Annotated in this window: 20 protein-coding genes and 1 other annotated feature; of the genes, 12 read left to right on the plus strand and 8 right to left on the minus strand. The window is 37.0% G+C overall.

Going from position 1 to position 24,089, the window contains the following annotated elements; genetic code table 11:
- The first annotated feature begins 198 nt into the window (after positions 1–198).
- The 4 genes from ACIP9C_RS05335 (at position 199) to ACIP9C_RS05350 (ending at position 4,218) form a co-directional block, all read left to right on the plus strand.
- A complete protein-coding gene (locus ACIP9C_RS05335) occupies positions 199–1,242 on the plus strand; it encodes a DctP family TRAP transporter solute-binding subunit (RefSeq protein ID WP_401009109.1) in 1,044 nt (347 codons plus the stop codon).
- Between the two features lie 56 nt (positions 1,243–1,298).
- Entirely contained in the window at positions 1,299–2,345 is a 1,047-nt protein-coding gene (locus ACIP9C_RS05340; RefSeq protein WP_401009110.1) for a DctP family TRAP transporter solute-binding subunit, read from the plus strand.
- A gap of 126 nt (positions 2,346–2,471) precedes the next feature.
- Entirely contained in the window at positions 2,472–2,969 is a 498-nt protein-coding gene (locus tag ACIP9C_RS05345; RefSeq protein WP_401009111.1) for a TRAP transporter small permease, read from the plus strand.
- On the plus strand, positions 2,950–4,218 hold the full coding sequence (locus tag ACIP9C_RS05350; protein WP_401009112.1) for a TRAP transporter large permease: 1,269 nt from the start codon (positions 2,950–2,952) through the stop codon (positions 4,216–4,218). Before ACIP9C_RS05345 ends, ACIP9C_RS05350 begins: the two co-directional genes overlap by 20 nt.
- A 616-nt stretch (positions 4,219–4,834) precedes the next feature.
- On the opposite strand, the gene ACIP9C_RS05355 is transcribed toward ACIP9C_RS05350, so the two are convergent.
- The 4 genes from ACIP9C_RS05355 to ACIP9C_RS05370 form a co-directional block, all read right to left on the minus strand.
- Complete coding sequence (locus ACIP9C_RS05355) at positions 4,835–5,725, minus strand: DMT family transporter (protein WP_401009113.1); 891 nt, start codon at positions 5,723–5,725, stop codon at positions 4,835–4,837.
- A 270-nt stretch (positions 5,726–5,995) separates the two neighbouring features.
- Entirely contained in the window at positions 5,996–7,207 is a 1,212-nt protein-coding gene (locus tag ACIP9C_RS05360; RefSeq protein ID WP_401009114.1) for an amidohydrolase, read from the minus strand.
- Positions 7,204–8,454, minus strand: coding sequence for an amidohydrolase family protein (locus ACIP9C_RS05365; protein ID WP_401009115.1), 1,251 nt, complete (start codon positions 8,452–8,454; stop codon positions 7,204–7,206). Before ACIP9C_RS05365 ends, ACIP9C_RS05360 begins: the two co-directional genes overlap by 4 nt.
- A 61-nt stretch (positions 8,455–8,515) precedes the next feature.
- Complete coding sequence (locus tag ACIP9C_RS05370; protein WP_401009116.1) at positions 8,516–10,075, minus strand: glutathione ABC transporter substrate-binding protein; 1,560 nt, start codon at positions 10,073–10,075, stop codon at positions 8,516–8,518.
- Between the two features lie 180 nt (positions 10,076–10,255).
- On the opposite strand from ACIP9C_RS05370, the gene nikC reads away from it, so the two are divergent.
- Genes nikC through ACIP9C_RS05405 form a run of 7 tightly spaced genes read left to right on the plus strand, consistent with a single transcriptional unit; the run spans position 10,256 to position 16,902 of the window.
- Positions 10,256–11,158 carry a nickel transporter permease gene (gene nikC / locus ACIP9C_RS05375; RefSeq protein ID WP_401009117.1) on the plus strand — a complete coding sequence of 301 codons (903 nt, stop codon included), beginning with the start codon at positions 10,256–10,258 and terminating at the stop codon, positions 11,156–11,158.
- A gap of 14 nt (positions 11,159–11,172) precedes the next feature.
- Positions 11,173–12,093: a nickel ABC transporter permease gene (gene nikB, locus ACIP9C_RS05380; RefSeq protein WP_401009118.1), complete on the plus strand. Its 921-nt coding sequence runs from the start codon at positions 11,173–11,175 to the stop codon at positions 12,091–12,093.
- Between the two features lie 12 nt (positions 12,094–12,105).
- Positions 12,106–13,119, plus strand: a complete 1,014-nt coding sequence (locus ACIP9C_RS05385) for an ABC transporter ATP-binding protein (RefSeq protein WP_401009119.1) — start codon at positions 12,106–12,108, stop codon at positions 13,117–13,119.
- Positions 13,116–14,108, plus strand: coding sequence for an ABC transporter ATP-binding protein (locus ACIP9C_RS05390; protein WP_401009120.1), 993 nt, complete (start codon positions 13,116–13,118; stop codon positions 14,106–14,108). Before ACIP9C_RS05385 ends, ACIP9C_RS05390 begins: the two co-directional genes overlap by 4 nt.
- Before the next feature lie 42 nt (positions 14,109–14,150).
- Positions 14,151–14,894 carry a sensor histidine kinase gene (locus ACIP9C_RS05395; protein WP_401009121.1) on the plus strand — a complete coding sequence of 248 codons (744 nt, stop codon included), beginning with the start codon at positions 14,151–14,153 and terminating at the stop codon, positions 14,892–14,894.
- A gap of 38 nt (positions 14,895–14,932) precedes the next feature.
- On the plus strand, positions 14,933–15,631 hold the full coding sequence (locus ACIP9C_RS05400; RefSeq protein WP_401009122.1) for a response regulator transcription factor: 699 nt from the start codon (positions 14,933–14,935) through the stop codon (positions 15,629–15,631).
- A gap of 5 nt (positions 15,632–15,636) precedes the next feature.
- Positions 15,637–16,902 (plus strand): permease, encoded by a 1,266-nt coding sequence (locus ACIP9C_RS05405; RefSeq protein ID WP_401009123.1) that lies wholly within the window; start codon positions 15,637–15,639, stop codon positions 16,900–16,902.
- 68 nt (positions 16,903–16,970) lie between these two features.
- Here the strand turns inward: ACIP9C_RS05405 and ACIP9C_RS05410 are convergent, their stop codons facing one another.
- The 4 genes from ACIP9C_RS05410 to leuS all read right to left on the minus strand — a co-directional run bounded on the left by ACIP9C_RS05410 (position 16,971) and on the right by leuS (position 22,957).
- Entirely contained in the window at positions 16,971–17,909 is a 939-nt protein-coding gene (locus tag ACIP9C_RS05410; RefSeq protein ID WP_401009124.1) for a hypothetical protein, read from the minus strand.
- Positions 17,896–18,417 (minus strand): sigma-70 family RNA polymerase sigma factor, encoded by a 522-nt coding sequence (locus ACIP9C_RS05415; protein WP_401009125.1) that lies wholly within the window; start codon positions 18,415–18,417, stop codon positions 17,896–17,898. The genes ACIP9C_RS05410 and ACIP9C_RS05415 overlap by 14 nt, the downstream gene beginning before the upstream one ends.
- Positions 18,418–18,558: 141 nt before the next feature.
- Positions 18,559–20,310, minus strand: coding sequence for a methyl-accepting chemotaxis protein (locus ACIP9C_RS23120; RefSeq protein ID WP_483869667.1), 1,752 nt, complete (start codon positions 20,308–20,310; stop codon positions 18,559–18,561).
- Between the two features lie 229 nt (positions 20,311–20,539).
- Entirely contained in the window at positions 20,540–22,957 is a 2,418-nt protein-coding gene (gene leuS, locus ACIP9C_RS05430) for a leucine--tRNA ligase (protein WP_401009126.1), read from the minus strand.
- A gap of 91 nt (positions 22,958–23,048) precedes the next feature.
- Positions 23,049–23,261, minus strand: a binding site (T-box leader).
- Positions 23,262–23,512: 251 nt separating this feature from the next.
- Between leuS and ACIP9C_RS05435 the strand changes: the two genes are divergently transcribed.
- Positions 23,513–24,076 carry a transposase gene (locus ACIP9C_RS05435; protein ID WP_401009127.1) on the plus strand — a complete coding sequence of 188 codons (564 nt, stop codon included), beginning with the start codon at positions 23,513–23,515 and terminating at the stop codon, positions 24,074–24,076.
- Positions 24,077–24,089: the final 13 nt, after the last annotated feature.

A 24,089-nucleotide genomic window follows, 5' to 3' on the forward strand; every position in this document is an offset into this window, starting at 1 on the left:
TCTTTCTTTATATAGAAGCAACCGTCATAGTATTCATAAAAATAGCATTGTAGCTGTTTTGTAACAGTTTTTCAAAATAACAAATTGTTATATACCATAAATACCAAAATGTTCTTTAATACCATAATATTGTGTATTTTAATATTTACAATAGAATAAGAAGCGTTCACATCTTAAATAGATTAGAGGTGAATTTGTATGTGGCGCAATCATATTAACAAGCAAATTGTTAGCGTTCTCATTTTACTGACAGTTCTGTTAGTTTCCTGTCAGCAACAAGATTATCCTACTGATAATGAGCAGTTAAGCCATGAAGAACAAATTGTCATTCGATTTTCACATGTAGTTGGTGAAAACACACCAAAAGGAATGGCGGCAATCAAATTTGCCGAACTTATTAAACAGCGCAGTAATGGTCATGTAGAAATTCAGGTCTTTCCCAATGGGGTTCTTTATAAAGACGGTGAAGAAATGAATGCACTTTTACGTGGAGATATACAGATGATCGCACCAGCTATTTCAAAAATTACAACGCTCGTACCTGAGTGGTCCGTGATGGACTTACCCTATGCATTTAAAAATGCCGATGAAGTGCATACATACGTTGATAGTGATGTTGGTCAATCTTTAATGAAGAAATTAAATGACCATAATTTGTTTTCAATCGGGGTTTGGGATAGCGGGTTTAAGCAGTTTAGTAATAGTATCCGCCCTATTCAAGATATCACTGACTTGAAAAACTTACGCATGCGCATTATGCCAAGTGATATTTTAGCAGAGCAGTTTTCTAGTGTTGGCGCCTATCCAAAGAGAATAGATTTCAACACCGTTTTCCATCAACTACAAAAAGGAAATGTAGATGGACAAGAAAATACACTCACGAATATTACTAGTAAAAATCTACATTCCCTTCAAGACTACTTAACAATTAGTAATCATGGTTATTTAGGTTATTTACTACTCATGAACAATGAATTTTGGCAGTCCTTACCGAAGGATGTTCAAACATTGCTTATTGATACACTTGCAGAAGTACAGGAATGGGAATGGCAACTTGCAGAAAACCTTACAGCAGAACGTCTGCAAGAAATGGAAGCGTGTGATTGTATCAATATTCATTATTTTACAAATGAGGATGTTGAAAAATGGGAATCAGCATTTGAACCAGTCTATGACTATTACGCTAAAAGTTATAGCAAGAAATACATACTTGCGCTGCCCAAAAACCAATCACGTCACTAATTTGGGTTTAAAGGGGATCCTTTTAACTATAATCAAAACTTTAAGGGGGATTTGAAATGAAAAAATGGCTTTTAATGTCACTTATAGCTGTGCTTGTTCTAGCATTAGCTGCATGTGGTGGCGATAAAAAAGAACCAGCTTCTGCTCCAGCAGCTGATGGGGATGGTGGCTATACAAAAGAAAAACCACTTGTTATTAAATTTTCTCACGTTACATCAATCGATAGTGTTAAGGGGAAAGCTTCTGAAGCTTTTGCAAAATTAGTGGATGAGAAAACAGAAGGTAAAGTAAAAGTCGAAGTTTATCCTTCTTCTCAATTATATGGCGATAATGACGAACTTGATGCTTTAGTATCTGGAAACGTACATATGATTGCACCATCTGTTACTAAAATGGTGAAAATTGACCCTCGTTGGCAGTACGTGGACATGCCTTACCTTTTTGAAGATGAAGAGCACGCTCGCAAGTTCTTTGAATCTGATGTTGCAAAGACAATTCTTGAATCAGATCAATTAGCAGCAAATGATATTAAAGGTTTAGTATTCTGGGAAAATGGCTTTAAACATTTTTCTAATAACAAACATCCACTTGTCAATGTTGAAGATTTTAAAGGTTTAAAATTCCGAGCACAGGCAGGTAAAGTACTTGAAGCACAATTTAAAGCTTTACATGCTGGCTCAGCTACGATTTCATTCGGTGAGACATATGCTGCTCTTCAACAAGGAACTGTTGATGGACAAGAAAACACATTCAACAACTTCGATACACAAAAATACCAAGAAGTTCAAAAGTACTTCTCAGTATCTGAACATGGTCGTCTTGACTACGCAATCTTTGTTAACAAACCATTCTGGGAAAAGATCCCTGCTGATTTATTGAAGGCAGTAGAGGATTCTTTAGCTGAGGCTACAACTTTAGCTTGGGAATTAGCTTCTGAAGAAAATGCTAAATCATTCGAAAACATTAAGAACTCTGGTATTGAAGTAATTGAATTAACATCAGCTCAAAAAGATGCTATTAAAGCGGAGCTTGAGCCAGTTTACGAAGAGTTCGGTAAGGCTATTACGGAAGAATTAATTAACGGTATTCGTGATTTGAAATAAGTTGTTTAAATTGAGTGTCGATAAGTAATCGACACTCACTCTTTTTCTTAAAGTAAATTGCTTACAAACTCGTTTTACTTTATATGAGAAAAATCTTATCATCTTATATTTTAAGGAGGCATCAGGATGAATGTTTTACATAAAGTGTGGGGCTATTTAGAGGAAATCCTTGCTGGATTCTTTTTCGTAGCGGGTATTGCACTAATCTTCTACGGTGTAATGATGCGTTATATTTTTAACGAACCTCAAGCTTGGGTAGAAGAATTAGCACGTTACGCAATTATTTGGGGAACGTTTCTTGGCTTTGGTTTAGCACTTCGTCACAATCAGCACATCCAAGTAGATATTTTATACGATAAATTAAAACCATCAAATAAACGAATTTTAGATTTAGTCGCAACAAGTTTAAGTATCGTATTTTGTTTAATTTATACGTACTATGGTTTTGTATTAGTTGAGAATCGCTATACATCAGGCATGGTATCACTTGATATCGGCATTCCAATGTGGGTTGTCTATCTAGTACTACCGATTTCAGGCGTTTTATTTTTACTAAGATTCGTAGAAAGATTAGTCAATATTATACGAGGAAAGGACGAAGAATATGCTAATCCTCTTACTTAGTTTCTTTGTTTTATTATTTTTACGTGTACCTGTCGCAGTTAGCTTAGCACTTTCAACGATTTTAGTGTTCTTCCAAATCGACTTTAATATGAATATGATTCCACAGCGAATTTTTACTGCTCTCGATTCATTCCCGATGATGGCCATTCCAGGCTTCGTTCTTGCTGGTGTACTCATGGCACGCGGTGGAATTTCTAAATATTTAATAGAAGCATTACGTGCTTGGATTGGTCACCTGCCTGGAGGACTTGCAGTCGTAACAATCGTTGCCTGTGCTATTTTCGCAGCAATTTCAGGTTCTTCACCTGCAACTGCCGCTGCAATCGGTTCAATTATGGTTCCTGCAATGATTTCTGCGGGCTATAAAAAGCGTTACTCAATGGGACTTGTTGCAGCTGGTGGTACGCTAGGCATTTTAATTCCTCCAAGTGTTCCTTTAATCATTTATGGTATTACATCCGAACAATCCATTGGTGAACTGTTCATGGCTGGTGTTATTCCTGGTCTTGCGTTAACAGGCATTTTGATTGTTGCTGCTATTTTCTATGCAAAGCGCAATGGTTTCAAAGGAGATGAGCCGGCCTCTTGGGAGGAGCGTGGCCGTAAATCATTAAAAGCCATTTGGGGTGGTTTCTTACCTTTCTTAATTTTAGGAACTATCTATTCTGGTGTTGTAACACCTACTGAGTCAGCTGTTATTGCCGTATTTTATGGTTTATTAGTATCACTATTCATTTATCGTGAAATGAAGTTAAAAGATTTTCGTGAAGTATTAGTAGAGTCCATTAATATTACAGCGATGATTTTCTTAATTATCGGTGCAGCTTCACTATTCGGTTTATATTTAACGAACGCACAAGTTCCTCAGCAAGTTGGTGCTTGGATTGCAGAAAGTGATTTAAACAAATGGATTTTTATGATTGTCGTGAATGTTTTATTCTTTATTATGGGTATGTTCTTAGAAGCCGTTTCAATTATTTTAATTACATTACCAATTTTGCTACCAATTCTTGCCCATTTCGATATCAACCTTATTCACTTTGCAATTATTATGACAATCAATATGGAATTAGGTATGATTACACCTCCAGTAGGTCTGAATCTTTTCGTAGTAAGTGGTATTGCCAAGGAAAAACTCGGAGAAGTTGTCAAAGGGGTTATTCCATTTATTATTTTAATGATTGTGTTCTTAGCTATCGTAGTTGTCCTTCCACAATTGTCGCTTTGGTTACCAGAGCAAATGAAGTAAAGGCTTCCTTAACAATGTCACAAAAGGGTATTCCATTCAAGATCGTCAATTTTGGCAGATTATTATTAGTTTAGGAGGAGCATCGGTTTTTGTTTTTGCTGCGATGTATTCAGTTCAACCATTGCTCCCCTTGCTACATTTTAATTGGTTGGGTATCGCTATCACAACCGTTTTCCTTCCTATAATATATATACTGTTTCTAAATTACACACTGCATAAAAAAGATACGCAGTAATTTTTTAGTGCCAGATACCCACAAAAGTGCCAGGCACTCAAAATCCAAGTAAAAATCCACGTAGACTCCTGCGGGAATACACAGAATGTAAGACACAACACATCGCGCGTTAGCGAGAGTTGTAGCTTACCTGTGTGCCCGTGGAAGCGAAGTGGATTTTTACGCTTTAGTAGCAAATATTATGCCAGGTACTTACGCTTAGTACGCTTAGTGCCAGGCACTCAAACAATTTTTAGTGGATTGGTGCGAAGGGCGGGCGACTCCCGCGGGAACAGCACAGATCGTTAGACGCAACAAACGGCGCGACTGCGACGGTTGCGGCTTACGTTGTGCCCGCGGAAAGCGCCCAACCGTAGCGGCAATTAACCTTGGCAATACTTCTTATTTATAAACCAGACCCTTTATTTCTTTATAGTAAATACAAAGAATAATTCCTAAAAGAATCAACAAAGAACCGTAGATTTGGATGCTAGTTGGCAGCTGATTTAAAATAATAGCACTTAAAATCATCGCAATAGCTGGTTCAAAATTTAACAAAAGCGATGCATTTGTCGACCCGATTTCTTTCATTTTTCTATTCCACATTAAATTACTAACTCCATGAATAATGATGGCTGAAGCGATTAGCAGTAACCAATATGGAAATGCCACTTGCATATTCTTTTGAGCTACTATAGATGTTCCGAATGGCATGAGAACAATTAGGCCAATTAAATTTGTATAAAAAGTAATAGCTGCCGCTGAAATTCTGGCGCTAAGGTCATTTACAATAATTAGGAACAGGGCAAAACTTAACATCGTAATCAAGCTTAAAATTTCACCTTTACCAATTGAAATGCCAATAAATGCTCCTTTTGTAATAATCATCGAAACGCCAACTAATGAAATAATAGCACCAATCCAAAAAATACTGTTTCGATATTCTTTATAGATTATTTTATTAAGTAATGACGTAACAATTGGTGCACAAGCTAATATGAGAGCAGCTGTTATTGGAGTTGTGTGCTGAAGACTTGCATAAAAACTATAGTGATTAATTGCAACACCTAAAATGCCAGCTACAATTAATAATAAAATATCGCGGCGCGTAACGGATAAATGGGTGATTGATCGCCAACTTATACACCCTAAAAATAGAACAATTACAATAAGTCTGTAAATGGAAATCACTATAGGTTCCCAATGATGAATTAAAATAGCACCAATAATAAAGTTACTGGCCCAAAAAAATACACAGCTAAATAAAATCATGTATGTTGTTAGTTGTTTCATTTATTGCTCCTTCTCACATGAAAATGATGTTTACATCTCGGCGTAATTACGGCGAGACTTTCTTGATTCAGTCGGAGATTGAACCCCACTGTTAAAACATTTACTCCAAATTAAAAAAACCGCTTCGCCTTCCTTTGCCAAGTATCGCTATCACCAAGAAAGCGATACTTCCGCATAGGAATGTAAGTGGATTTTCGTCTATATAAAATTATTTAAGGGGGATAATTTTATTATTAGCACGGCACAATTCGGTATGCCTCTCCAATATGTTTAACGAATAAATTTTCCTTTAGACATGACAGTACGATCTAAAGGTCTTCTTGCAATGACTTCAGCGCTTGATACTGCGTCAAAAAATACGAAACTCGCTTCATCGTTAATATTTGGCCAAACCTTCTGACCATTTGTATCTAATGGCGTAATACCATTTGTAATGTATTTCAATGTTTGACGTATGGACCGTTCATCTAGTTTTCGAGAAATGTCTGCAAAAGTAGTTACTTTTTCTAAAATATCTCCAGAACCATATGGGCTCCATGAATCAAAAAATCCATCACAACCAAAATGCACATCGACACCATGCTCTGACAGTAATTCAATTGGTGGCATCACACGATTGATATTATATGGCACTGTAGACATGATTTTCACCTGTTGCTGCGCAAGACGATTTGCGATATTATGTTGCTCCATTATAGAAACATCACCTAATGCAAAAGCATGACTTATGGCTGTTCTACCTTGGAAATTTGTCTCTTCGACTATATCAAGCCATTTATCTATTGTATAGTAGCCAACGTGACCGCCATCATGTAAATGAATATCAACATCGACATTAAATTCATGGGCAATATCCATTGTTTCGTATAAAGAACGCTCAATAGTATTATCGATTCCAGCCGGATCAAGTCCACCAATCATTGTAGCCCCGTTGCGTAATGCCTCACGTAGTAACTGTGGCACATTATCTCTTAGTAAGCCATGCTGCGGAAAAGCGATTACCTCGGCTGTCACAATATCTTTATAATCATCTAACGCCGCTAATACACCCTCTAAATTTTTTAGCCCTATATACGGATCAATATTCACATGCGTACGAATATGATTCGTTCCGTTGTTAATAATTTTTTCAATCATTGCAACAGCACGCTGCTTACCTGTCTGAGCTAAAACAGGTAGCTCCCTTGCTTCTTGCTCCAATCGGTCTTTTAAATTCTTTGATGGTATGACTGCCTTCCAAGGTAATGATAAATATGTTTTATCTAAATGATTATGCATCTCCTTAAAAGCAGGTAAAAGGAGCTTGCCCTTCATATCTGTAACGTTTTGCGACGCATCGATTGCTTGTGTTGCTGGAATAATTTGCGAAATTAAACCTTCAGTAATTTCAATGTTGAAAAGCTCAACCTTTGTACCAATTGTATCATTATCTTTTATATACTCGCCTGTTTCAAGTAGAACGTTTGTAAGCCACTGCTTCATCTGAATTCTCCTTTCAACTCTCCTACTTCCTGCTGGTGAATAATTTTGCCTTGTGCAATGACTGTAGAGATTGGACATCTTCTAGCCACCACATGTGCCGTACTGACGCCATCTACTAGCAGCATATTAGCAACATCACCAGCCTTTGGCCATACACGCTCACCCTCGTCGTTCAAAGGTGTTATACCGCCAGAAGCATATTTCCATGCACGACTTAAAGAATATTCATCCATGAAACGGAATCTTTCAGCCATAACATTTAATTTTGTAATTGTATTGCCTGTGCCATATGGGGACCAATGATCTGTTAAACTATCGTGCCCTACTGAAACCTTAACCCCTTTTTCATATAAATATGGAATCGGAATTGTCGAACGATTAATAGCAATTGGTACCGTTGTCGTCACATCCATTTGGACAGAAGCCATTGCTTGTACTAGATTTTCTAGTTGTGGCTGTGCTAAATCAGCCAGTGCCATCGCATGACTAATTGTCACTTGTCCCTCTTTTTTGGCCTGCTTTGTCAAATCAATCAGTTTATAAAACTCAAATTCTCCCAATGTATTGGCTGTATGAATATGAATATCGATACCAGCGTTATAATCTTGTGCAATTTGCATTGTTGTTTGAAGTGATTTTTCAATATTGCGATCAACAATCGATGGGTCAACCCCTCCCACTAACGTTGCCCCCATTGTCATTGCCTCTCGAATCAATCCTTCGACATTTGAACGAAGAAGGCCATGCTGTGGAAAGGCAACAATATCATACGTAATTTGTTCCTTATATTTTTCTAAAACTTGCTTTGTAATTTCTATATGCTTTGTGCCAATTTGTGGGTCAACATTACAATGGGAACGAATATGTGTATGCCCCTGTGCAATAAGCCATTTCACCATCTCCTCAGCACGATAAGCGGCAGTCGGCAATTGTTTCGGTAAAAGTGTCTGTTCTTCCTCAATACGTGTTAATATTCCTTTTGTAATTGGTCTAGGCGCTTGCCACTCACCACCAAAATACGTTTTATCGATATGAATATGCATTTCGCGGAAGGAAGGTACTAATAATTGATGTTGTGCATCCAACACCTCAATATCTTCGGTCACAACTATATTTTTATCTACCTTTTTTACATGTCCATCTTCAATTAGGACATCATAAATAGCGGTACGTGTTGCAACAATGTGCTCTTTTTCATGTTCAAAAGCTTCTTCTAATCTCACATTTTTTAGCAATAGTGTGCTCATAGTTTACTCTCCTAATTAGTATTTTGATGTTTGTTTCATTAAACAGGTACAACGCATGCACTTACTGGACAATTTCTACTCCGCTAAGCATTGTGTAATTTGATGCATCTAACCAAAAGCCCTTTACTCCATTACTATAAACAGCTAAATGCTCATAATTTCGAACAGGAATATATACCGCTTCATCTAGCTCTAATTGCATCGCTTTTTTGTAGATATCATTACGAGTAGCTTGGTCTGATTCAGTACGTCCTTCTTCAATTAACTTATCAATTTCTGGATTACTATAATAGAAGTGATTTCCAGGTGCGCCCATTGAAGCTGTATGGAACAGATTGTATTGGTTATAATCAGCGTCACCAGTAGCGTTACCCCAGCCACTAATAAATATTTGATGCTGTTCTTTCGTGATTTCTGAAATAAATGCACCGTATTCCATTACTTGAATTTCAACATCTAAACCAATCCCTTTTAATTGAGATTGCACAACCTCTGCCATATTAATGCGTTCTTTGCGATCACTTGTCAGTAATTTGATTTTAGTGTCTTCTTTAATTCCTGCCTCTTTTAACAGTTGCTTCGCCTTTACAACATCATAATCATATGCCTTCGTTTCACTTGAATAACCAATAACCTTTGGACTCATTGCTGAATTTGCAAGTGTGCCAACATTATTATAAATTCCACTAATAATTGCCTCGCGGTCAACTGCATAGCTAATAGCTTGACGTACTTTGACATTTGATAATAATGAATCTTTCACATTAAAGCCGATAAACTCAACTGCAAGTCCTTCTGTGCGGAATAAATTCATCGTTGAAGAATTTTCAATTCTGGCGATATCCGTCACTGGTACTTGGTCGGCAATATGCGCTTCACCGCTTTCAATCATAGCTAAACGTGTTGAATCTTCAGGTACGATTTTAAATGTCACTTTATCAATCTTCGGTACTGTACCCCAATAATCCTTATTTGTATTTAAAGTAATTGCTTGACCTGATTTCCACGACTCAAAAATAAATGGACCCGTACCGACTGGATTTGTAGCAAGCTTATCTGCTGATTCCTTAATTGCTTTCGGGCTAATAATGCTACCTTCTTGGCTCGCTAAAATAGAAAGAAGCGGTGCATAAGGATTTTTTAATTTTAATGTCACAACATACGTATCATCAACAATAACTTCGCTAATCATAGATAGCTTATCGCGTTGTGGTGAACCTGTGGCTGGATCTAAAATTCGATTGAATGTCGCTTTTACCGCCTCTGCATTAAACTCTTCACCATCATGAAACTTAATGCCTTCATTTAAAGTAAATGTCCACGTTAACTCATCCTTTTGCTCCCATGATTTTGCTAGTAACGGAACAATTTTTCGATCTCTATCAAAAGCTACTAACGTTTCATAGACTTTACCATGAATAATATTTGCTGAAGGAATATCCGTTATAAAGTGCGGGTCAAGACTAGTAGCATCTGAAGCTCTTAATACGATAAGTTCCCCTCCAACACTTTTTGATCCTTCCTTGGATCCCTCCGTACTATTGTTACTTGCAGTCGAACAAGCTTGCAAAATAACGACAGTCATAAGCGCTAAAAATAAAAACACTTTCATTCTCTTCATAAATTACTCCTCCTTGTTAAATTGTTGCTTACATTTCGAATTATAAAGAAATAAAATTTACTTGTTTTTTAAAATCTTTACTTGTTTTTTAAATTTTCTGACTAATAGCTTCTGAAATATTTACTTTCTGTGCTCTTTTCAATAAATTGATATCACATCTAAAAAAAAGGAGAAATCATTATGGAGAAAGTAACTACAACGATAGATCATTCGATATTATCGGATGCACGCAAAGCATCTCGGAAAAAAAATATGATCAGTTTTCTTAACAAAATTAAAAAAAATAAAGCGGCTGTTGCAGGTGGTATTATTATTGTTCTTTATTTAATTATGTTTCTTATCGGGCCCATCATTGCTCCTTACGATCCATACGATGTGCAATTGGATCAGAAATTACAAGCACCTAGTTTGGATCATTTCATGGGTACTGATGATAAAGGCCGCGATATTTTTAGTCGCATATTATACGGCTCACGCCTTTCTATTGGTGTTGGTTTTTCAGCCGTACTTTTTGGTGGAACGATTGGCACATTATTAGGGCTGATTGCTGGCTATTACGGGCGATGGATTGACTCCATTATTAGTCGTATTTTAGATATCATGCTAGCCTTCCCTGGTATATTACTGGCTTTGGCGATTGTCAGTGCATTAGGTCCAAGCCTAATTAACGTTACCATTGCTGTTGGCTTTTTCTCTATACCTATGTTCGCTCGTATCGTGCGGGGTTCTACGATGGAAGTTAAAAAATTGGAATACATTGATGCTGTTAGAACACTTGGTGCGAATGATGTGACGATTTTAGCGAAGCATGTTTTCCCTAATATTTTATCACCAATTATTGTGCAAGCATCTATGCGCTTAGCTACAGCCATTTTATCTGCAGCTGGCTTATCATTTTTAGGTTTAGGTGCTCAGCCTCCATCGCCAGAATGGGGAGCAATGCTCTCTAACGGTAGAGATTTTATTTTTACTGCTCCATATATGGCGATGTTCCCTGGACTGATGATTTCGATACTTGTACTCGGCTTTAACTTATTTGGAGATGGTTTGCGCGATGCACTTGATCCAAGAATGAAAAATTAAAGGAGTGTAGCGATATGACACTATTTATCTTAAAACGAATTGTGCAAATTGTCCCTGTTACATTAGGTGTAACCCTCGTTGTGTTTTTAATTATGCAGATGATACCCGGTGATCCTGCATTAATTTTAGCTGGTGAAGGTGCTTCCAATGAAACGGTTGAAGAGTTACGCGAGAATTTAGGTTTAAACAAGCCTTTATATGTTCAATACGGTGAATATATAAACAATCTTTTACATGGTGATATGGGGAATTCTTTAAAAAACAAGCAGCCTGTTCTTGAGGAAATTACGGCACGTTTACCGATTACAATTGAACTTGCGATATACAGTATTTTAATCACCATTGTGTTAGGTCTGATTGCCGGCATTATTTCAGCAATACGTCCCTATTCTGTTTTAGATGTTGGATTAATGATTGTTGCGCTACTCGGTATTTCTTTGCCAAGCTTTTGGCTTGGAATTTTATTAATGTATGTATTTTCAGTACAGCTACATTGGCTGCCTGTGGCAGGATGGGAAAGTGCAAAACATATAATTTTGCCAGCCATTACACTCGGTGCTGGGGGTGCTGCCATTGTGGCCCGTATGACGCGCTCCAGTATGCTTGAAGTTGTCAATCAAGATTACATCCGTACAGCAAAAGCAAAAGGCTTAAAAGGCTACGTTATTATTCTAAAACACGCATTACGCAATGCCTTGATACCTGTTATTACAGTAGTAGGATTACAGTTTGGTACTTTACTTGGTGGAACAGTATTAGTAGAATCTGTTTTTGCTGTGAACGGCCTTGGTCGAATGATTGTTGATGCTATTCGTACTCGAGATATTCCAGTTGTGCAAGGTGGCGTACTAGTAGCTTCATTAATATTTGTTGTTATCAATCTCTTTGTCGATATTTTATACAGAATATTTAATAAACGAATTGATTTAAATTAGGGGGGCCTGAACATGAAACGAGATACTGTATTAGAAGTAAAAAACTTACAAACATATTTTTATTCCAGTGAAGGGGTCGCAAAGGCTGTAGATGGTGTGTCATTTACACTTCATAAAGGAGAGACGTTAGGAATTGTTGGGGAATCAGGCTGCGGGAAATCAATGACCTCACTTTCCCTCCTAAGGTTAGTACCTTCACCACCAGGTAAAATCATTAATGGTGAAATACTACTAAACAATACAGATTTACTGAAAATATCAGAAGAAGAGCTACGGAAAATAAGAGGCAATAAAATATCGATGATTTTTCAGGAGCCTATGACGAGCCTAAATCCCGTTTTAACAGTTGGTGAACAAATTGCTGAGACAATACGCTTACATCAAGGTTTGTCCCGCAAAGAAGCATGGCAGCAGGCCGTAGAAATGATTCGTCTTGTCGGCATACCTGCACCAGAAAAAAGAGCAAAACAGGAGCCTTATCAATTAAGTGGCGGGATGCGACAACGCATTATGATTGCGATGGCTTTAGCTTGTACACCAGATGTATTAATTGCTGACGAACCAACTACAGCGCTTGATGTGACGATTCAAGCACAGATTATCGATATTATTAGAAACTTACAACAGCAATTAGGGATGAGCATTATTTTTATTACACATGACCTCGGTGTAGTGTCTGAAATTTGCGATAAAATTGCGGTGATGTACGCGGGTCAAGTAGTAGAAGAGGGTTCTACAGATAGCCTTTTTGCAAAGCCTCTCCATCCTTATACAAATGGCTTAATTCAATCATTACCAAAGCTTTATGAGGATCAAGAAGAACTTTCGACGATTCACGGCACTGTACCAAGTCCATATCACTATCCGAACGGCTGTCGTTATGCTGAACGCTGTCCATTTGCAACTGAGCTATGTCGTGCACAGCAACCAGAGCTCATTACTGTAGAATCGGATAAAAAGGTAAGATGCTGGATGTATAGCGAACAATGGCAAGGAGAAGCAGCGATGGAGGAGATGTTGGTATGACAATGAATGAAAATACGCAACCATTATTACAAGTAAACGAGTTAAAACAGCATTTTTCTTTAAAAAAAGAAAGACTTTTTGGTGCACAGCAAGTTGTAAAAGCTGTAGATGGTGTATCTTTCAATATTATGCCAGGTGAAACACTAAGCATCGTTGGTGAATCGGGCTGTGGGAAATCGACAACAGGTCGAGCGATTTTACGATTGGATGAACCGACATCTGGTGAAGTATTATTGTTCGGCAAAAACTTAGTTGAGATGAACAAAAAAGAACTGCGAGCGGCAAGAAAGGATATTCAAATTATTTTTCAGGACCCTTACGCCTCTCTCAATCCGCGAAGAACGATTCGCAAAATGCTGACGGAGGCCATGTCTATTCAAAAAATTGTACCGCCAGCGCAACAGGAATCTCGTATGCTAGAATTAATGTCACTCGTTGGTTTACGTCCAGAATATCTCGAACGCTATCCACATGAATTTTCTGGCGGGCAACGACAACGTATTGGTATAGCAAGAGCGCTTGCAGTTAATCCAAAAATTATTATTTGTGATGAATCGGTTTCAGCTTTAGACGTGTCCATTCAAGCTCAAATTTTAAATTTACTTAAAAAACTACAACGCGACTTGGATTTAACGTTTTTATTTATCTCTCATGATTTAAGTGTTGTTCGACATATATCTGATCGTGTCATGGTAATGTACCTAGGAAAAGTCGTTGAAATAGCCGACAAGCATTCCCTTTTCTCTCAGCCGCTTCACCCTTATACAAAAGCACTATTTTCGTCTATACCAATTATTGATAAGCAGCATCGTAAGGAACGCATTATTTTGAAGGGAGATATTCCATCCCCTCTTAATCCACCTACAGGTTGTAGCTTTCACACACGCTGTCCGTTTGCAACCGACAAATGTAAAGTGGAAATACCAGCACTGCGGGAAATAAATACCACACATAAGGTAGCTTGCCATTTTGCAGAAAATTTAGTTTAATGTAACTTACACTTATATAAAACTGGAGAGGTCATTTTCATTATGTTACAACTAGAAACTTTCAACATATATATTCTCCTATGTGTAATCGCTCCAATTATTGGAGCTTTTCTGCTTACATTTATATTTATTTTTGAGAAACAAATTGATAGTCTTGAAGAAGAAAAAAGACATTTGGAGCTAGAGCAGGATTTACAGCGTGCGAATATCCTTCAACTCAACCAACAAATACAACCACACTTCTTTTTCAATGCCTTAAATTCTCTGTTAAGTCTAGCCCGCATTAATCGTAAAGAAGATTTGGTTGCAGGTATAGAAGCTTTAGCAACGTTTTTTAAATTTAAATATAATGATCACGATGTCTTAATTGCGTTAAAAAACGAGGTCCAATTCGTTGAAAGCTATTTAAATATTCAGCAGCTACGCTTCGGACATCGTTTAACGATAAACAAATTTATCGATAATGATGCTCTTTCAGTAAGAATACCTCCGTTTATTTTTCAAACGATTATTGAAAATGCCTTTAAACATGGATTTGAGAAGCATGTAGGACCTGCCGAGCTGTCTATTTATATAAAAAAATTGGACAACATTTTATTGATTGAAATCAAAAATACACAGCCAATCGATATGGCACTTAATCATACAGAAGATGAATTGCAGCAAGGCTACGGACTTGAAAATGTTCAAAAACGTCTCCAACTTATATATGGACTTGAAAATATTTTATTTTCGACCATTAGCGAGGAGCAACTGTATACCGTTACTATTCATGTTCCTGCGTAAGCAATAAAAGTAGATCCTAAAGGAAAGGATGAAGCAACATGAATATATTAATCGCCGATGACGAGCCATTAGAATTAGAACAAATGATTTATTTATTAAAGCCACATTTTCCAAATTGGAAATTCCACACTGCTCTAGATGCTTCTCAAGCACTACAATTAGCGAAAAAGCATCGTATGACCATCGCCTTTTTAGATATTCAAATGCCTGGTAAGGATGGTATAACGCTAAGCAAGGAATTAAAAAATCTTTATGAATTAGATATTATTATGGTCACTGCATTTCAGACCTTTGAATACGCACAAAAAGCTTTACGAATTGGAGTGACCGATTATTTAACAAAGCCTGTTATTGCTAGTGAATTAAACGATATTGTCGAAAAATATAAGGCGTGGAGTTCCAACCATGATGCGATTCAAAGTGCACTTTCTTTTATTCATGAAAATTATTACGAAAAACTTACACTCAATATTATTGCTGATAAAATACATTTAAATCCAAGCTATTTAAGCCGTAAATTTTTAGAGGAGCAATCAATTGGCATTAACGAGTATATTAATAATTATCGCTTAGAGATTGCTATTAAGAAGATGAATGAAAACATGGAAGCCAGTATGTCTACTATTGCAGAAAGCTGTGGCTTTAATAGTCAACATTATTTCAGTGTAGCTTTTAAGAAAAAATATAATCAGTCTCCACGACAATACAAAGTATCACAAAAGTATAAAGGTCAGTAAAAAATATGTATTTTAAAAAACTTTCACTTCTTGTACCGCTTGCAAGTTTAAGTACAACAGCTGGCGTCATCATATTATTAGCAAGATGGATTAGTGGTAATTTTTTATTATCCTCCCCATCCGCACTTATTTCGTATGGTTTTATGGCAGGCATTTGTTATACATTAGCAACAGCCCTTTCGTTTATCGTGCTAGGCTCTTTTTTAAATAAAAGCGGCTATTCACAAAGCCAACACCAACAAAGTTTTTTAATTATGAAAATGCAGGAAAAACTAAGTGGTATGAACTTAAAAGTAGTACGGCTGTTTTACTTACTAACAGGCATAGAAATATGGCTTATTCAATTCATTAGCATTAGTGTATTATCAACTATTATGTTCAATATACCAGTGCCGATTACTTTAGCAATGTTTCTAATTGGCATGCTATTATTGGACCGATTAGTATCTTTAAAGGGAATATTATGGCTTGATACGTTGTTTATTATTATGTTATTTTCTCTACTCATTTTTATCCCTATTTTTTATTTTGTGCAAAATGGAGCCAGCACTGTTTATGAAGGTATTCGTTTATACCACCCGTATTTATTTTACTTTAAAAACAGTGAAATACTGATATTTTATGTTGTCATCCAATTAGCTATTTTAGGACAAGTGTTATTTGATAAGTCTACTTGGTATTTGATTGCCTTTATCAAACCTAAAAAAGTACGCCGTAGCTTATTTTCTTCAGGTGTCGTTTTAGCCTTATTAACGTTGTCCTTTACGGCCATCTTAATGATCGCACTATATAGTGGCTCATACGGCCAATTTCAAATTTTAGTGCTGACATTTTTATATGAGGTACAGCCAGGTTTTCTTACATTTGCTTTTCTTGTCATTACGCTTTTGGCAATTGTGACAACACTACTCGTAGAAATGAGAGCAACAAAGCGCTTCTTTTCTACACGTAAACCCTATTATTACTATTTGATAGGCTTAATGCTACTATTATTTAGTGTATTTTTATCAATCAAAATAACTATTTTAGGCGTTATTTATAGCTTTGCGTTTATCCATATTACATTGTTGCCGTTTATCATTATTCTTTTATTTACGAAGCGAACGATTCATAAACATAGTTGGTTAGCGATATTGCTCTCTATTACGATTGGCATTCTTGTTGGCATCAATTTTAGTGTTTTATACGGTCTAGCTGTAAGCTTTATCATCTCTTGTATTTATCAATTTATGCTTCAGCAGGCTAGTCGTTTTCCAACAACAGACGCCTAGCATGCTCATTTTACATATACAACTATAAAAAGATGCTTCGCAAGCTAGCGAAACATCTTTTTTTGTTATTAAACCCAAATGACAAAAGCGATAAATACAATAAACGAAAAAATCATAGTTGTTAATGCCAAGTAATGCCTTTTTTCATGTCGTCCAAAATAATATTCGATTGCTGTATTAATCAACGCTAATATAAAAATAAGCGTAAAATCAGCAGCAATATATATAATCCAGCCTTTTAGACTAAATGTAGCAAACGCAATAAAGTTAATGAACTTAAAAATAAAAACCGCTCGTGGATGGTTGTCACTTACATACTTCGGCTCTTTTGGGATGTTAAATTTCCAACGAACCGCCCTATCCGCTACCCAACCTACTAGCATAATAACGCCGATCCATATGAGAAATGCTATAAAATTAAAATCAACATCCCGAAAATTGAAGTCTGTAAATGCTGATACAGCCTCTTCATCATTGATTTTATAAAACTGATTGGTCTTTACATCGAGAAAAGCGATTTGTTCATTATTTTTTAACATTTTTAGCTTTACTGCTTGCCCATTACCAAATTCTATCCAAAAATCTCGAACTACATAATAATCATCCGATTTCTGTGCTACAACTGCCTTCTGAAGTATGCTTTCTAGAAGCTTCGTGTCAGCCCCTTTTAAGTACTCTTGTTGCCCTATAATCCAACCTATTCTGCCAGCATTAAATGAATCTTCATCCCAATTTTGTACGATGGACAATTGTTGTATTTCTTCATTTTGTGCTAGTTCAACAATTGAAGCATGCTGAGCATACTCTGTTCGTTGCAACGGTCCAACGGCGATTAAAAAAAGCAATGTTACTATTGCGCCTACTATAATTGTAGGGTACTGCCACCCGCCATATTGTTTGGGCCGATGATGTTGCTCCGCACGATGTACAATACGCTCCTGTAATACTTTCGTAAAACGTGGTGCTTCTCCTATTTCCTCATTCAGCTTCTTTTTAAAAGATGTCATCTCCTAGCACCTCCCAATCGCTTCGTTCGAGTTTGTCTTGTAGCATTTGTCTTGCTCTACGTAACCTTGTTTTCACTGTATTTTCAGTACAACCAAGCACATCTGCTATTTCACGTACTTTTAATTCCTGATAATAATAAAGAATTAACACTTCCCTATAAGAAATGGGTAGTTCAAATAAAGCTGCTTTCAACGTCACTCGTTCATCCGCTTTGATGAGATCTTTTTCTGGAGTCCTTTTACTTACACCAAAATGAAGCTTGCCAAATAATTGATGGCGTTTATTTTTCCAGCTTCTTAAATAATCATGACTTTTATGTACTGTAATTTTTACTAAATAGGTTTTAAGCGAAGCTCTTTGTTCAAAGCGATCCTGTTGCAAGTAATAGGCGAGAAATACATCTTGCACAATTTCTTCTGCAATTGACCAGTCTCGCACATATAAATAAGCCACACGTAGGCAATATTCGCCGTGCTCTTCCATTATGGCTGTTAAATGCTCACTCACTAGAGCCCCCCCTTTTCCACTCATCCTATAGTCGTAAAATCTTTTAAGATAGTTTCATTAAAACGAAAAAAGTGCCCTTATTGCGGACACTTTTTTTCTTAAGTATACTTTGGCAAATTCTGAAGTCTCAGCACAAGTTCCTTAAATTTTAAAATGATTGATAGCATCAAACATTTTTTTAGAGCTGTTTTCTAATTCTTCAACAACAGACTCTAAATCATGGACAATTGCCATTTGCTGGTCTGAAGCCTGTGCTACACTTTCCGCACGATTGGCATTCATAACTATTACATTATTCATTTGCTCAGCAGATGCTAATACTTCCTCTGAGCTTGCTGACATTTGCTCGATAATGGCCGAGTTTTCCTGTATTTCTTGGTTCACACTTTGCACACCTTGTAAGATCATTACTAGTGCTTGGCCTATTTTGCCTACTTCTTCGCTTCCATCTTTAACACTTGTTGCACTAGTCTGCATCTCTTCCAATGCTTTTGTTGTCGTAATGCTAAAACTTTGCAATTGATTTTGAATATTTTCAGCAGAAACACGAGACATTTCAGCTAATTTTCTTACTTCATCAGCTACTACCGCAAACCCTTTTCCTGCCTCACCTGCACGGGCAGCTTCAATCGCTGCATTTAATGCTAGTAAATTGGTTTGATCTGCGATACTTGTAATAACAGCTACCATTTCTTCAATAGAACGGAATTGTTTACCCATTTCCGTAACATGATCAGATGTAGCTAGTACCGATTTTTCGACTTGATGAATTTTAAATACAACATTTTCAGAATCTGCTACACCTGTTTGGACACGATCCGTAATATCGTTCGATGACTCCGCCACATTCGATGTAGCGTCTGCCATACGTTGAATTCCTGATACCATTTCCTCCATCGCACGGACAACTTCTTCATTGTTAGCACGTTGCTGTTCGCTACCACTTGCAATCGTCACAATACTACTCGCCACTTCACTGTTTGAACTACTCACCGTTCCCGTCGAAGTATGAATATTATCAATCGCCTGTTGTAAATTAACAGCAGTCCCATGAATTAAATGAAATGTTTCTTTTAATTTGTACATGGATTGTGTAAATGCTTTAGCAAAAGCAGAAATTTCATTGTTTCCTGCTACTTTAATCGTATCTAAGCCTTTTTCAGCACTGCGAATATCACCATCAGCGAATTGCTCTGCTACATCTTTTAAAACAACAAGAGGCTGTAATAAGCGATTTGTATAAAAGCGAATAATACCAATTAAAATGACTCCACCAATTAATAAAATAATGACAATATAAGGAATCGTATGTTTTAACACATCGCTTTGAACAGCCTGAACATCATTTGCCATCATGTCTACACCGACAAAGGCAACCGTATTTCCTGAACTATCTTTTAATGGTGTAATTGCTGACATTAAAGAACCGTATGTTTCACTTTTTTGTATAGCTGAATAATAGCCATTGTTATCAATAGCCTTTTGACCGTCTTTATATGTAAGAACCTCAGATGGATCCCCCATAGCACCAGCCATTTCTTCATCTAACGGTAAACCGTCGACTAAAAATTTCAAATTTTCTCCCTCTGTTGGTGGATATAAAACATAAGCATATAAAAGACCATTATGTATACGTAATGTATTTAACTCTTCACGCAAATCTTTATATAACGTTGACTTTGCATCATCTGATTCAATTAATTTTTTATACGATTCTACATCTACAAGTGAGGCGATCGTTTGTGCTTTCGATACGCCATCACGACCTATTGCTCCTTCAACGGAATTATTCGTATTCATATATAAAATACCTATCACTAGTCCTACAATTAGGACTACCACAATACTAGCGAACAATAATACCTTATCGCTCAATCTCTGTGACTTTTCCATAAATATTCTCCTTTTCGCATCGTTTTCATTACTATATACATAGAGAATTTTAACCTTTATTAACGCCAAAAGATACATATTTTGCTATAAAAATCAAAAATAACATCTTTTTTACCTATGTCTTGTCAAAACATGTCGCATATTCTCCCAATTCCCCATTGGATTTGGCGAAAAAAAAAGAACCGTAAAGTACGCTAATGAATAGCGTATTTCACGGTTCTTCCTATTTTTATTTAACAACGATATTAACGAGTTTACCTGGGATTACAATAATTTTCACCAAGTCTTTACCCGCCATATATTCTTGTACTTTTTCATCAGCTAATGCTACTTTTTCAGTTTCTTCTTTTGAAGCATCTTTTGCAACGATGATTTTTGCACGCACTTTACCTGCCACTTGAACAGCAACTTCTACTTCATCGTCTACTAGTTTAGACTCATCATATGCTGGCCATTGTTCGTAAGACAATGTTTCTTCATGACCTAACAGCTGCCATAGCTCCTCCGCGACATGTGGTGCGATTGGCGCTAACATTTTCACAAACCCTTCAGCGTACGCCGTTGGAATCACTTCTGCTTTGTAGCAATCATTAATGAACACCATCATTTGTGAAATGGCTGTATTGAAACGAATACCCTCGTAGTCTTCTGTCACTTTTTTCACTGTTTGGTGATATGACTTTTCTAGGAACTTATCGTCTGAAGTTTGAACCTTCGCTGATAATGTACCATCTTCCTCATTGACAAATAAACGCCAAATACGGTCTAGGAAACGACGAGCACCATCTAAGCCATTAGTAGACCATGCAACTGAAGCTTCTAATGGACCCATGAACATTTCATAAAGGCGTAGTGTATCTGCACCGTGAGACTCAATAATCTCATCCGGGTTCACGACATTACCTTTTGATTTAGACATTTTTTCATTACCCTCACCAAGAATCATGCCTTGGTTAAATAATTTTTGGAATGGCTCTTTCGTGTGAACTACACCTAGATCATATAGTACTTTGTGCCAGAAGCGTGCGTATAGTAAGTGCAATACTGCATGCTCTGCTCCTCCAATATAAATATCGACTGGTAACCAACGTTTTAGTAACTCTGGATCAGCAATCGCTTCCGTATTGTTCGGATCAATATAACGTAAGAAGTACCAGCTAGAACCTGCCCATTGAGGCATTGTATTTGTTTCACGACGACCCTTCATACCTGTTTCAGGATCTACAACATTTACCCAATCTGTAATATTAGCTAATGGAGATTCTCCTGTTCCTGATGGACGAATATTATCTGTTTTCGGAAGTATTAAAGGTAATTCTGCTTCTGGAACTGGAGTCGTTGTGCCATCTTCCCAATGAATCATTGGAATTGGTTCCCCCCAATAACGTTGACGAGAGAATAACCAGTCACGAAGACGATAAGAGACTTTTTTCTCACCTACACCTTTTTCTTCTAACCATTCAATCGCTTTAGCAATACCTTCTGCTTTATTTAAGCCATCAAGGAAGTCAGAGTTAATGTGCTGACCGTCACCTGTAAACGCCTCTTTGTCGATGTCGCCACCTTCAAGCACAGCTACAATGTCTAAACCGAACTCTTTGGCAAATTCATAATCACGTTCGTCATGAGCAGGAACAGCCATAATAGCACCAGTGCCGTACGTAGCTAACACATAATCAGCAATCCAAATCGGCACTTTTTTTCCGTTAATAGGATTCACTGCATAAGCGCCAGTAAATACACCTGTTTTTTCTTTAGCTAAATCAGTACGCTCTAAATCTGATTTCATTTTTACCTTTTCAAGATACGCATCTACAGCAGCTTGTTGTTCAGCTGTTGTAATTTCAGCTACTAGTTTGTGTTCAGGTGCAAGTACTGTATAAGTAGCACCGAATAAAGTATCAGGGCGTGTAGTAAATACCGTAAAGTTTTTGTCTGATCCTTCAATACCAAATGTTACTTCAGCACCTTCAGAGCGTCCAATCCAGTTACGTTGCATATCTTTAATCGATTCTGGCCAATCAACTTCTTCTAAATCATCGATTAGACGGTCCGCATAGGCAGTAATTTTCAGCATCCATTGTTTCATTGGACGACGTTCTACCGGATGTCCTCCACGCTCAGATTTTCCATCAATGACTTCTTCATTAGCAAGCACTGTACCTAATGCTGGGCACCAGTTTACGGCCACTTCATCTACATACGCTAAGCCTTTTTTATATAATTGAATGAAAATCCATTGTGTCCATTTGTAGTATTCTGGATCTGTTGTGTTAATTTCACGATCCCAATCATAGCTAAATCCTAGTTCTTGAATTTGACGCTTAAATGTTGCAATATTTTTTGCCGTAAATTCTGCAGGGTCATTCCCTGTATCTAATGCATATTGCTCTGCAGGTAAACCAAATGCATCCCATCCCATCGGATGTAAAACATTAAAGCCCTGCATACGTTTGAAACGCGAAAGGATATCAGTTGCTGTATATCCTTCAGGATGCCCTACGTGAAGTCCCGCTCCTGATGGATATGGGAACATATCAAGTGCATAAAATTTCGGTTTATCCATTTCATTTTCTGTTTTGAATGTTTTGTTGACATCCCAATATTGCTGCCACTTTTTTTCAACTTGTTGATGATTAAAGCTCATAATATTTCCTCCTTATATATGTTCAATACCACTTATCGTAAGAATTGACAAAATATTTAAAAAATAAAAAAACTCGCCCCTTCCTTTGTCAGAAAGGGACGAGAGCATTCTTATCTCCCGCGGTACCACCCAAATTAGTGATTACACTCGGCTCAAGCTTCCTTAACGCGGAAATGACGGCACACATAACACTTATGTACGCAGACTCAGCAGGCGAGTTCAATTTGCATCCCTACTAGCTTCCACCAACCGCTAGCTCTCTAAAAAGAACCACAAATTTACTATTCCTCATCAATGTCTTTACATGTATTGCATTTATTCTAATGGAAAGTCCTAAAAAGCACAAGCCTCTTTTTATCGGTGCCAGGCACGCACACAATTTACACACAATTAGCGAAAAAAATTATTTCCCATGATTCTTGGATAGATTCGTGAAATTTCAATCTTTTTTCATTTTCAAAATAAAATTATTAGTTACTTCTGATACTTTCCTATATTTGACGTTATTTTCATTCATTTTTATGCTAAAGAAAACGATAAAGGAGGAAGTATCGTGTGCCTAGAAAAAAACGACTTTGGTCTCCACATCATTTTAATCATGTAGTAATGCGTGGCAACAATCGTCAATCTATTTTTTTGAATATTGCTGATTACGATGCTTTTTTTCGTGTACTGCAATATGCTTATCAAAAATACACTTTTAGCATTGTCGCTTATTGCATTATGTCTAACCACTATCATCTTCTGATTCGGTCACCTGAAGTTCCACTAGGGAAATTGATGGCGGTCATCAATTGGCGTTACAGTAATTACTTTAAAAAGAAATATCAATATTGCGGTCATCTATACGAGAGTCGCTATTTCGCATATCTTGTTCCATCACAACTAGATATGCTGAGTGTTAGTCGCTATATCCATCGCAATCCTATCTCTACTGCCCCACCCATTGTTAAGAACATGGAGGATTATCCATATAGCTCCTATCATCTCTATAAGCATAATACATCAGCTGATTACCCCTTCCTTAATACGAGTATTCTCAAAAATTGTTTACTTCAAACCTCACAGTTTCATTCTGCATCCTATTGCCAATATTGCGAGGTACAACAAAACAAGTAATTGTTAATGCAGC

It is taken from the genome of Lysinibacillus sp. NPDC093210 (assembly GCF_044753985.1).
In the GTDB taxonomy this organism is placed as follows: Bacteria; Bacillota; Bacilli; order Bacillales_A; family Planococcaceae; genus Lysinibacillus.

Bases quoted from the DNA above. Each gene is read 5' to 3' on its own strand.
- ACIP9C_RS05335 (WP_401009109.1), top strand. From the start codon at position 199: ATGTGGCGCAATCATATTAACAAGCAAATTGTTAGCGTTCTCATTTTA.
- ACIP9C_RS05340 (WP_401009110.1), top strand. From the start codon at position 1,299: ATGAAAAAATGGCTTTTAATGTCACTTATAGCTGTGCTTGTTCTAGCA.
- ACIP9C_RS05345 (WP_401009111.1), top strand. From the start codon at position 2,472: ATGAATGTTTTACATAAAGTGTGGGGCTATTTAGAGGAAATCCTTGCT.
- ACIP9C_RS05350 (WP_401009112.1), top strand. From the start codon at position 2,950: ATGCTAATCCTCTTACTTAGTTTCTTTGTTTTATTATTTTTACGTGTA.
- ACIP9C_RS05355 (WP_401009113.1), bottom strand. From the start codon at position 5,725: ATGAAACAACTAACAACATACATGATTTTATTTAGCTGTGTATTTTTT.
- ACIP9C_RS05360 (WP_401009114.1), bottom strand. From the start codon at position 7,207: ATGAAGCAGTGGCTTACAAACGTTCTACTTGAAACAGGCGAGTATATA.
- ACIP9C_RS05365 (WP_401009115.1), bottom strand. From the start codon at position 8,454: ATGAGCACACTATTGCTAAAAAATGTGAGATTAGAAGAAGCTTTTGAA.
- ACIP9C_RS05370 (WP_401009116.1), bottom strand. From the start codon at position 10,075: ATGAAGAGAATGAAAGTGTTTTTATTTTTAGCGCTTATGACTGTCGTT.
- nikC (WP_401009117.1), top strand. From the start codon at position 10,256: ATGGAGAAAGTAACTACAACGATAGATCATTCGATATTATCGGATGCA.
- nikB (WP_401009118.1), top strand. From the start codon at position 11,173: ATGACACTATTTATCTTAAAACGAATTGTGCAAATTGTCCCTGTTACA.
- ACIP9C_RS05385 (WP_401009119.1), top strand. From the start codon at position 12,106: ATGAAACGAGATACTGTATTAGAAGTAAAAAACTTACAAACATATTTT.
- ACIP9C_RS05390 (WP_401009120.1), top strand. From the start codon at position 13,116: ATGACAATGAATGAAAATACGCAACCATTATTACAAGTAAACGAGTTA.
- ACIP9C_RS05395 (WP_401009121.1), top strand. From the start codon at position 14,151: ATGTTACAACTAGAAACTTTCAACATATATATTCTCCTATGTGTAATC.
- ACIP9C_RS05400 (WP_401009122.1), top strand. From the start codon at position 14,933: ATGAATATATTAATCGCCGATGACGAGCCATTAGAATTAGAACAAATG.
- ACIP9C_RS05405 (WP_401009123.1), top strand. From the start codon at position 15,637: ATGTATTTTAAAAAACTTTCACTTCTTGTACCGCTTGCAAGTTTAAGT.
- ACIP9C_RS05410 (WP_401009124.1), bottom strand. From the start codon at position 17,909: ATGACATCTTTTAAAAAGAAGCTGAATGAGGAAATAGGAGAAGCACCA.
- ACIP9C_RS23120 (WP_483869667.1), bottom strand. From the start codon at position 20,310: ATGGAAAAGTCACAGAGATTGAGCGATAAGGTATTATTGTTCGCTAGT.
- leuS (WP_401009126.1), bottom strand. From the start codon at position 22,957: ATGAGCTTTAATCATCAACAAGTTGAAAAAAAGTGGCAGCAATATTGG.